This window comes from Nocardia sp. NPDC060255 (genome assembly GCF_042727395.1).
In the GTDB taxonomy this organism is placed as follows: Bacteria; Actinomycetota; Actinomycetes; order Mycobacteriales; family Mycobacteriaceae; genus Nocardia.
In genome coordinates this window covers 169789-179087 of the sequence record NZ_JBHXAU010000020.1, presented here as the reverse complement: position 1 = coordinate 179087, position 9299 = coordinate 169789, and the positions used below count along the sequence as shown (strand labels likewise).

The 9299-nt window shown below is 64.7% G+C and carries 10 protein-coding genes; 4 read left to right on the top strand and 6 right to left on the bottom strand.

Annotated elements, in window-relative coordinates; genetic code table 11:
• Nucleotides 1-355 precede the first annotated feature (355 nt).
• Entirely contained in the window at nt 356-1219 is an 864-nt protein-coding gene (locus tag ACFWF1_RS31175) for a hypothetical protein (RefSeq protein ID WP_379281312.1), read from the bottom strand.
• A 411-nt stretch (nt 1220-1630) separates the two neighbouring features.
• Here ACFWF1_RS31175 and ACFWF1_RS31170 point away from each other — a divergent pair, with 411 nt between their 5' ends.
• From ACFWF1_RS31170 to ACFWF1_RS31160, 3 genes are all read left to right on the top strand, one after another.
• Nucleotides 1631-2164 (top strand): CAP domain-containing protein, encoded by a 534-nt coding sequence (locus ACFWF1_RS31170; protein ID WP_379281313.1) that lies wholly within the window; start codon nt 1631-1633, stop codon nt 2162-2164.
• Nucleotides 2165-2420: 256 nt separating this feature from the next.
• Nucleotides 2421-3233: a hypothetical protein gene (locus ACFWF1_RS31165; protein WP_379281314.1), complete on the top strand. Its 813-nt coding sequence runs from the start codon at nt 2421-2423 to the stop codon at nt 3231-3233.
• 142 nt (nt 3234-3375) lie between these two features.
• A complete protein-coding gene (locus ACFWF1_RS31160) occupies nt 3376-4806 on the top strand; it encodes a lipase family protein (RefSeq protein ID WP_379281315.1) in 1431 nt (476 codons plus the stop codon).
• Nucleotides 4807-4869: 63 nt separating this feature from the next.
• Here ACFWF1_RS31160 and ACFWF1_RS31155 read toward each other — a convergent pair whose 3' ends face one another.
• The 4 genes from ACFWF1_RS31155 to ACFWF1_RS31140 all read right to left on the bottom strand — a co-directional run bounded on the left by ACFWF1_RS31155 (nt 4870) and on the right by ACFWF1_RS31140 (nt 7381).
• Nucleotides 4870-5172 (bottom strand): putative quinol monooxygenase, encoded by a 303-nt coding sequence (locus tag ACFWF1_RS31155; RefSeq protein WP_379281316.1) that lies wholly within the window; start codon nt 5170-5172, stop codon nt 4870-4872.
• A gap of 20 nt (nt 5173-5192) precedes the next feature.
• Nucleotides 5193-5945 carry a phosphohydrolase gene (locus tag ACFWF1_RS31150; RefSeq protein WP_379281317.1) on the bottom strand — a complete coding sequence of 251 codons (753 nt, stop codon included), beginning with the start codon at nt 5943-5945 and terminating at the stop codon, nt 5193-5195.
• Nucleotides 5946-5963: 18 nt separating this feature from the next.
• Nucleotides 5964-6575, bottom strand: a complete 612-nt coding sequence (locus tag ACFWF1_RS31145) for a TetR/AcrR family transcriptional regulator (RefSeq protein ID WP_379281318.1) — start codon at nt 6573-6575, stop codon at nt 5964-5966.
• Nucleotides 6576-6763: 188 nt separating this feature from the next.
• A complete protein-coding gene (locus ACFWF1_RS31140) occupies nt 6764-7381 on the bottom strand; it encodes a TetR family transcriptional regulator (RefSeq protein ID WP_379281319.1) in 618 nt (205 codons plus the stop codon).
• A 169-nt stretch (nt 7382-7550) separates the two neighbouring features.
• On the opposite strand from ACFWF1_RS31140, the gene ACFWF1_RS31135 reads away from it, so the two are divergent.
• Nucleotides 7551-8765 (top strand): hypothetical protein, encoded by a 1215-nt coding sequence (locus tag ACFWF1_RS31135; RefSeq protein ID WP_379281320.1) that lies wholly within the window; start codon nt 7551-7553, stop codon nt 8763-8765.
• On the opposite strand, the gene ACFWF1_RS31130 is transcribed toward ACFWF1_RS31135, so the two are convergent.
• The gene (locus tag ACFWF1_RS31130) at nt 8762-9202 is read right to left on the bottom strand and encodes a nuclear transport factor 2 family protein (protein WP_379281321.1); all 441 of its coding nucleotides are present in this window, start codon (nt 9200-9202) and stop codon (nt 8762-8764) included. The genes ACFWF1_RS31135 and ACFWF1_RS31130 overlap by 4 nt on opposite strands.
• Between the last annotated feature and the right edge of the window lie 97 nt (nt 9203-9299).

The window sequence follows — 9299 nt, the reverse complement described above, 5'->3', positions numbered from 1 at the left end:
GCGGTGTACCACGATGTGCGCGCGGTGTGCACATGGCGGCGAGTGGCTCGTCGAGTGCGGCGGCTGGCCGTCGCGTGGTGGTGGGGCGGCTGCGTGCGGTTTTTGATGGCGCGCATGAAATCGTCGGCGATTTCGTGCGCGGTGTACCACGATGTGCGCGCGGTGTGCACATGGCGGCGAGTGGCTCGTCGAGTGCGGTCGCGCGGTGGTGGGCGAGTGCTGCGCACGAATCGTGTTGGCGCGCACGGTATTGCTGGCAGTTATGTGCGCGCGGGGCGAGTTCGTGCGCTGCACTGGGTTACGGCGTGGCTCCCATCGGGCGGGCGGCCCGATGGGAGCCAGCGATCCGTGAGTGTCAGGCGGAGCCCAGGGCTGCGGCGCTGAGGGGAGCGAGTATCGCGGCGAGCGGGCCGAGCACCGAGCTGCCGGTTCCGGCGATCGAGCTACCGCCGTCGAGGGTTGCGCTGCCGGAGCTGAGAGCGGCGCTGCCCGGGCCGAGGGCCGCGCTGCCCGGGCCGAGAGCGGCGCTGCCGGGGCCGAGGACCGAACTGCCGGACTCCAGGCCGTCTGCCAACGCTGCTCCTACTTTGAGGGCGGAGCTGATGGTGGTCAGCAGTGAGGTGAGATCTGCTGTCGGAACGGCCATTTGGACACTGTTGGCCGGTGCGCTCGCAGGGGCTGTGGTGTCGGCAGCCGTGCTGCTCGGCGCGGCCGGCGTGCTCGCACTGGTGTTGAGGGCCGCGCTGCCCGACTGCAGGCCTTCGGCGAATGCCGCTCCCGCGTTGAGGGCGGCGCTGATGTTGGTCAGGAGTGCGGTCAAATCAATTGGTGGCAGCGCGGTTTGGGCACCGGGCCGCGCGGTTTCCCGCGCGTCGCTCGGCCGGTGGTGTTTGGGTGCGTTCGTCCGGCCGGGCACCTCCGTCTTCGGATCGAACGGCGTGAGCGGCAGCCCGAGTCCGGCCGGTCCCACCTTTTCGCTGGACGGCTGATCCTGCCGATCATGTGGCGTGCCCGGATCGGTGGCGGGTCGCACCACATGTATCGGCCGGTCGGGCTGGTCGGCCGCGATCGGGTGCTGCGTGTCGTTTGTCGTGACAGCAGGCTCGGTGGCCGGTGTCAGGGGCGGTAGCTCGGTCATGGTGGCGGTCAGGATCGCCGCTTGATTCTCGGGCGACGGCCCGTGCTGCGTGGCGATTCCGGTCGCGATCAGTGCGGTCATCGAGAGCATGGCCAACCGCATCGAACCGAGAGGGTTCCGCCGTACGTTGTGTTTGCCCATCAGTTGTCGTCCTTAGTAACGAATCGATCGATTCAGTTGTGCCCGCAGATCGGTGTCGCCGGATGCGACGGACCTGGCGCGGCTACTCGCGCCGGTCCGCCCTTGGCCGAGCATGGGTTGGGGCGAAGATCGAACATGTCCGGTGTCCTGAGATGCGGCCATTTCGGATGCCACGGATCGTATCGGACGGTTCGCCGTCCCGCTACGTTATGAAGTCGAATATCGCGCGCCGTAGCGACCCGATTGCCGACAGGCCGCTAGCGCTTGCTGAAGTGGTGCTCGGACCTTGCCTGCGCGCTGGCCGAGATGTTAATGTTATTTAAACGTAATACGAACCGTGGAGTCTGAATTATGCGTCTTTCTCCCGCTCTGACCCGTTCCTCACTTACTTGTCTCGTCATATCCGCGTGTTCCGCCTGGCTGATCGCCTGGGGCCCGCCTGCCCTCGCGGCACCGCAGGCGCAGCCCGTCGCGGCCATGGTGGTCAGCCTCACCAACGCCGAACGCGCAAAGGCCGGATGTCCCGCCCTGACCGAAGAAAGCCACCTTGACCAGGCCGCGCAGGCACACACGGCGGACATGGCCGCCCGTGGCGTCTTGGATCACAACTCATCGAAAGGCAGTCCGGGTGATCGGATCAAGGCGGCGGGTTACCGTGCCAACGCCTGGGCCGAGAATATAGCGTCCGGGCAATCGAGTCCGGCCGAAGTAGTCGGCGCATGGATGCGCAGCGCTGGCCACCGTGCCAACATTCTCAATTGCCGACTTCGTGATATCGGCGTCGGATTTGCCAAGGATCGAAATGGTACTGCTTATTGGACGCAAGACTTCGGTACGTCCAGTGGGCAGAGTTCACATCAATCCACCGGACGCACGCGTCGGTAAAGGTTCTCGGTAACCGAATCGGACATATAGGAAATTAGGGCGGGGAAGCCGAATTTCCAGACCGATAAGTATTCTGACAACCGGCATGCCGCGCGCGGAATGGTGACTCGCTGGTAGCGATAGGTCGACCGGTTGCCGACTCATCGCTACCAGCGGTGTCGCGTGCTCCGACCGCGCCGCACGATCGGCCGGCACCCGGACGAACTCGAGTAGTCGTACGGTGTCGCCACCGAGCCGGGACGCAGATGCTGAGTCGATGCAGAAGTATTGGGGATTGTTCTGGGCTGCCACGGTTCTGGTGATCGTGGTTGCCGCACTGGCGATGTGGGCCGATCTGACGGCATCGACGGTGATCGGAGCCGGACTGGGGTTTGTCGCCTTCTTCTGGTTCGTCGCGGTATTGACCGTGCCGTGGAATCTGTATTTCGGCGCCCGGCAAGTGGCGCACGGGCTCGAAACCGCACGCGCGCGCGAGATCGCGGTACCGGCGCAGCGGGAGCAAGAAGTCGGGACCTTGGCCAAGCGGCTGCTCCTGGTGGCGATCGGGTCGCACGTGGTCTCGGCGGTCATCGCCGCGATCGTCGCGCTGTGCACCGGCTACCAGATCGGCTATTACGTTGCCGGCTTCTTTCTCGTGACCGTGCTGATCCGCCCTGCCGCAGCGTATTTCGCCTACCTGCGGGCGCGGATCGCGGCCATCTCGCACGAGACGGCCTACCCGCCGGACGACGTGCGCACCCTGCGCGAAGCGGTGCGGTTCCTGACCGAGCGGCTCCAGGCCACCGAGTCGAATGCCAGTGCCCGGGCCGACTCCGACGCTCGTCACATAGATGAGCTGCGCGACGAGGTACGCCGCCTGGATCAACGGGCCCGCGAGGAGCAGCACGACCTGCGCGACGTCGTTGCCCGCGACCACGCTGAGTTGGTAGCGCGAGTCGGCGCGGTCGACCAGCGCGTCACCACAATGGCCGCCCGCTTCGACGCCGCCCTCGACGGCATCACCGACCAACAGGAGATCCTCGCCGGCTTGCGTGCTTTTGCCCGCCTGATGCGCGAAGACTCCCGGTGAGGGCCCCTTTTTGGGGTCAGGTCTAGGAAACGTGCGCTTTCTAAGTTAGCGTGACACTGTGTACTGGTAACCCTGATTTTCGGATGCATTTTTGGATGTCTGTGCCGGGTGCGACGATGCGCCCCGCGCAGGAAGGAAGCTCATGAAGCGTGGAACATTCCGGGGTGGCGTGACGGGAGCATGGCGGCGAGCCGTCGTTCTCGTCGGAGTCGTGGCGATGCTGCTGGTCAGTGTCGTAGTGGGGGCCGCGACGAATGCGGCGCCCGCGCCTGCCAACGGTGTCCCGATCCAGCCGCTGCCGGTACTGGTGTTGCCGCCCGAGCTCGATCCGTTCTACAAAGCGCCCGCGGACGTGATCGCCGCGACCGAGCCGGGCGGCATCATCAAAGCTCGCCAGATCACACCGGCACTGCTGTCGGTGGCGCCGTTCAACATCGACGCTTGGCAGGTGTTGTTCCGCACCAACGACAGTCACGGTAACGCGGTGGCCACGGTGACCACCTTGATCAAGCCGCGCGGCCCCGCGCCGGAGGGCGGGCTCAAGCTGCTGTCCTATCAGGTGGCCGAGGATTCCACGGCCCAATATTGCGCGATGTCGTATGTGGCGCAACAGGGTTCGATTCCGGCCGACTACGTCAACTCCGCTGAGACCTCGCTGGGTATCGCCTTGGGCGTCTCGCAGGGCTGGGCGGTGGCGATCACCGACTATCAAGGGCCGAACTCCGCGTGGGGCGCGGCGATCCTCGGTGGTCAGGCGACCCTGGACGGCATCCGCGCGGCGGAGAACTTCGCGCCGATGCAATTGACCGCGGGCGCACAAACTCCGGTTGGGTTGATGGGCTACTCCGGTGGCACCATCCCGACCGGATGGGTCGCCGAGAACCATGACACGTATGCCCCTGAGATCAATATCGTCGGCGTGACGATGGGCGGCATCGCCACCGCGGACCTGAAGAGTGTGTTGCGGTTCAACAACTTCAACTATGGCGCCGGGCTCATCGGGCCCGCGATGCACGGATTCGCCACCGAATACCCCGAAGTGCAAGCGGTGCTGGACACTCAGTACGACTGGTTCGGGCGATTCATGATGACGTTCAAGAGCTTTCTCTGCCATCCGCAGGGATCGGCGTTGTTCCCGTATTGGAACTACCTGGGCTCGTTCACCGGATCCGGCGACCCACTTGACCTTCCACAGGTGAGCGCCGCCATCAACGCCGCGGAACTCGGCAAGCGCACCCCGCACGTCCCGATGTATCTGTACCACGCGCAGAGCGACGAACTGATCCCCAACGCGGGTGTAGACCGCGTGGTAAATCAATACTGCGCGGATCCGGCCGCCAGCATCACCTACACCCGAGAGTTCTTGGCGGAACACATCTCCGGCATCATCGGCTGGTTGCCGAAGGGCTATCAGTTCATCATCGACCGCATGAACGGCGTTCCGGCACATACCGGTTGCACGATCGACAGCCCATACAACACGCTCACCGACGGCGACTTCGTCAACTTGATCGGCAAGGAGTGGCCGCAGATCGCCGCACTGGTCACCGGATTCCCGGTCGGCGCCCGGTAATCCGTAGATCGATCGAACCGGTCAGGCGGGAGCTTGCGTGCGGCGCCGCAACGTCATCGGCGTCTAGCCGAGACTTGCTGCGCCGCCGGTGAATTTGCGGATGGTGATCGGCTCGGCGAAGATCCCCAGCGCCGCTATGCGCTCGGAACGCGGCAACGCGATATGTCGCTCGAAGGCGGTGTCATCGACCCACTCCTCGACCACGACTACCCGACCAGGGTCGTCGGGATGGATATACGGCTGATAGCTGAGGCAGCCCCGCTCGGCCCGCGTCGGCTCGACCACCGCGTCCAGTTCGGTGCGCAGACGATGCTCTTGGCCGGGCTCGGCGGTGAAACTGACGATGACGACGAGGGTGTTCGACACGAACTGCTCCGTTCGGTTCATTACTCCGCGAAAGGCGCTGTCGTCACGCCCATGTCGAAGCCGAGTCCGCGCATCACTGCCGTGCGACCTTCGGGGACGTTCTCGGATTCGATGCGGACCGCTTCGATGACCCGGCGCTTGAAATCCAGGCGAGGGTGCTGCGCGACCACCGTATCGACCCACGGCCGGTTCATCTCTTCGATTCGAGTTCCGGCGAGGTCTGTTTCGCATCCTGCCGAGACGATGCCGGCCAGATCCGTGAGGTCCTTTTCGACACCGAAGGTGATGTGGCCGGATATGCCGTTGCGCACCAGGACAACCTTGTCCCTCGACACGTTGAGACCGGTGAGGAAATTTTCGGCATCCTGGGCGCCACGAACGGCGAAACATCTTCCGGGAACGGGATGTTCGAACTCGATGTCATGCAGGATCGCCGTGACGAAGTGCAACTCCTCGTCGATCGGCACCCGATCGATCTTCGCGAGGACCTTGCCGAAGTAGTAGACCCGGTAGGAGTGCTCGAGCACCCACGGGCTCAGCTTGTTCCGCGCCTCCCACTCGGCCTCTTTGGCGAGTGTGGTGTCCGGAATCCGCATCTCGACGTCGTCGAGCGCGCCGGGCCCCTGCTTGCCGAGAAATGTCAGTGCATGACTACTGAACGCGCCGGGTATCAGCGTGGCCGCGGCGACGAGCAGTTTTCCCACCTGTCGCCGATCGAGCTTGCCACCGGTGCTGTTCGCCCAATTCCAATCGAAATCGTCCTGTGCGCCCATCAGTCGAACCTCAATTCATCACTCGTGTCGGGATACCGCCGCGTCCAAGACCGTCATCGCCAAGTCGGCAGTAATGAGCAAAGCCTCGTGCGAGGCGCCATCGCGAGCTTGGATGGCCATACCGAAGACGACGGTGCCGAAGTAGGCCGCGAGCGCCTCGATATTCACGGTTTCGGGAATCTCGTTCTCGCGCACCGCATGCTGGAGGCGCAGCAGGATGCCTGCCGCCAATGAGCCACGCAGCTCGACGAGAAACTCGCGCAGCGGGTCATCCTGTTCTGGCCCGTCGGTCGCCGAGAGCACGACCAGGCAACCCTGCGGCGTGCCGGGCTTGCTGAATGCTGCGGCATAGACGTGCAAGGTCTCGGCGATCGCGGCCCGCGTGCTCGGCCCACCGCGCAACGCACTCTCGACGGGGACGCGGAGCGCATCGGAATACAAGGCGACTGCCTCGCGAAACAACGCTTCCTTGTTCCCGAACGCGGCATACATGCTGGGCCGGTTGATGCCCAAGGCGGTGGTGATGTCGGTCAGTGACGTGCCTCGATAGCCGTGTTCCCAGAACAACACCATTGCTTGTTCGAGCGCGATGTTGCGATCGAAATTGCGCGGGCGTCCCCGGATTGCCACGTCAAAGCTCCTTTCTGTACTTATCGGTAAAGATACCTCTGGGTGGCCATGGTAGCAACATTTAATACATGCCGGTACAGAATTGAGACCAGTGTTGACCTGGCTTGATGGGGTGCGACAAGCCGCGGCGCGCGAGAGCTGGGCCGCTATGGTCGCCGTGTCGGCGGATCCTGCAGAGGGTTCTCGGTTCAGAGCGTGCGGAGCTCGTCGCAAAGGCGGCGATAGGTGGCGAGGACGGAGGGTGCGCCGGAAACGCCTGAGGGAGAGCCTGATTCGATCCACTCGGTGAAGGCGGCGAACAGGACCGTGCTGGCGACGGCCAGCAGGAATCGCACCCGCGCGCGGGCCGTGTCGGGAATGTTGGCGAGCAAGCCGTCGGTCCGCTCGTTGGTCATGGCGGTTGCCGCCGCCATCAGTTGTGGCGATGCCGTGATGGTCTGGTACATGCGTACCGTTGCGTCGACCTCGGGGTCCTCGTCGACTGTTGCCAGCACGCTGCCGAAAGCCTGCTCGATATCGCGCATGCGCACCTCATGCGGATCTATCCGCGCGAACACCTCGTTGACGGCCTCGCTGAACCCCCACCGATCGTGGACGAGCGCGCTGTCCCTGGTGGCGAAGTAGCGGAAGAACGTGCGCGCCGACACCCCGGCGCGCGCGGCGATCTCATCGACGGTGACCTGGTCCGCACCGCGCTCGACTGCCAAAGTCACTGCGGCCGTGTGTATTTCCAGCTCGGTCTGGCGTCGTCGGCGCGCCCGCAGATCCGGACTCCTGCGCTCCTCGGCGGCGTCTGTGTGCTGCATCACTCCACCCTAGCAAAGTGACAGAAATTACCTAGTTGGCAGACCTTGTCGATATGGCAGAGTCTGCCATTCGAGCTTAGCCTGTGGGTAGCCGACCTCCCCTACCAGTGCCGCTAAGGGCCGGGTTTCGAGCTTCTCTATCCCCAGGTGAAGTCGAAGGAGCCACGTCATGACGTCGTCACAACTGCTGGTTCGCCCGCTCGCGCCGAGCGAGGTGTTGCACTTCCGGTTCGGGCTCTACGTGGGGTATGCGACGCGGGTTCGCGGCAAGCTCGACTCGGCCGCGCTGGCGCAGGCGTTCGCGATCCTGCGCCAGGCGTACCCGATCCTGTCCGCCCGGCTGGTGCTCGACCACGCGAGCCAGCCGTCTATCGAAGCCGCTCCGGAACTATCCGCCGCGATCGATGAGGTGACAGGCCCCATCGACAACCCACTGTTCGGACTACCCGACCTGAACGACCGCGCCGCGGCGATCCACACGGTGCGCGGGAGCGACGACACGGCCACGGTCACGCTGCTGACCCATCACTCCATCGCCGACGGTCACCACTCACTGCACCTGCTCGCCGAACTGTGGCACCTCTACACCGGGTGCGTCGCCGCGACGCCGAAAGCCCCACGGCGACACGACTATCCGCATTCCCTCGAGCACCTACTCGATCAGCGTGGCATCGACATCGGGCCTGCCGCAATGCCGGACGAGAGCGTATTCGCGGCCTTGGCCGCCGCCGATATCCCGTCGACCCCGTACGAGCGCGTCCGCACTCGGCTATCTGCCGCCGACACCGCAGCTCTGCTCGCAGTCGGGCGCAGCGCGGGGACCACTATCAATGGGCTGGTCTCCGCCGCATTGCTGGCCGCCACCGCGCAAAGCCGCGGCGTCGGCATCGAAACTCTGCACTACACCTACCCGGTCGATCTGCGCGCCCGGCTCACCCCGCAGGTCGGGTACCCGGAGGGCACCAATGTGCTCGGCCTAGCCTACTTCTCGGCAGACCCGCATGCCGACGACGACCTCCTAGCGCTGGCCCGAGCAGTCACCAGCACACTTCGCGAAGGAATCAGCACCGGCGCGGTCTTCGCCGGGAGCACTCAGTTCAAGTCCGCCGCCACCGCGCAAGGGGATTTCGGCACCGCCGAAGGGTTTCTGTCGACGATGCTGGTGTCGACGAACTGGGGCATCATCCCGCCCTTGCCGACCCCGGCCGACCTCGTCATCGAAGACTTCTACCCCGTCATGCCGAGCAATCCGATGACATCCGTTGCCCCGTACGTCATTACGACCTACGACGGCCAGCTCACCATCGACACGTCGGCACAGTCCTCGGACACGAGTCGACGCCTCGCCGAGCACCTGCACAGTTTGGCCCGGCGACCTCGTTAGGAGTCGGCGTCGACGAGTCCCCGCGTCCAGCTGGCCTGTTGGCCGCGTCGAGCAATCCGCCAGCCCTGCGGTGTGCGGACGTACTCGTCGAGGTACCACATGCCGAGCTGCGCGATCCGCGGGTCGCCGCCCTCGACCGGCATCGCGATGGAGTTCAGGCACATCACCCGCCCCGTCGCCCGGTCGCCGTCGATCCGGATATCCGAGTTGGCCACCAGATGCTGGAACGCGGGAAACTGCGCCAGACTCTGCGCGAGCCACTCCTGCATTTCGCCGAGCTTCCCCGCGATGCCACCGAACGCGGTCAAGTCGAGATAGGCGTCCTCGACGAATATCTCGCCCAGCGCCTCGAAATCCCGGCTGTCGATCGCGGTCGCATACGCCACCACCAAATCCTGAATCTCCAACCGGTCCGAAATCTCCTGAATGTCGAGCACCTAGCCTCCTAGAACATCGAGCGGGAACCAGCGACCGGCTCACCTCTGTCGAAAATTACCGACGGCGATGAATCGAGCACAGCCCCCAAGCGGCTGA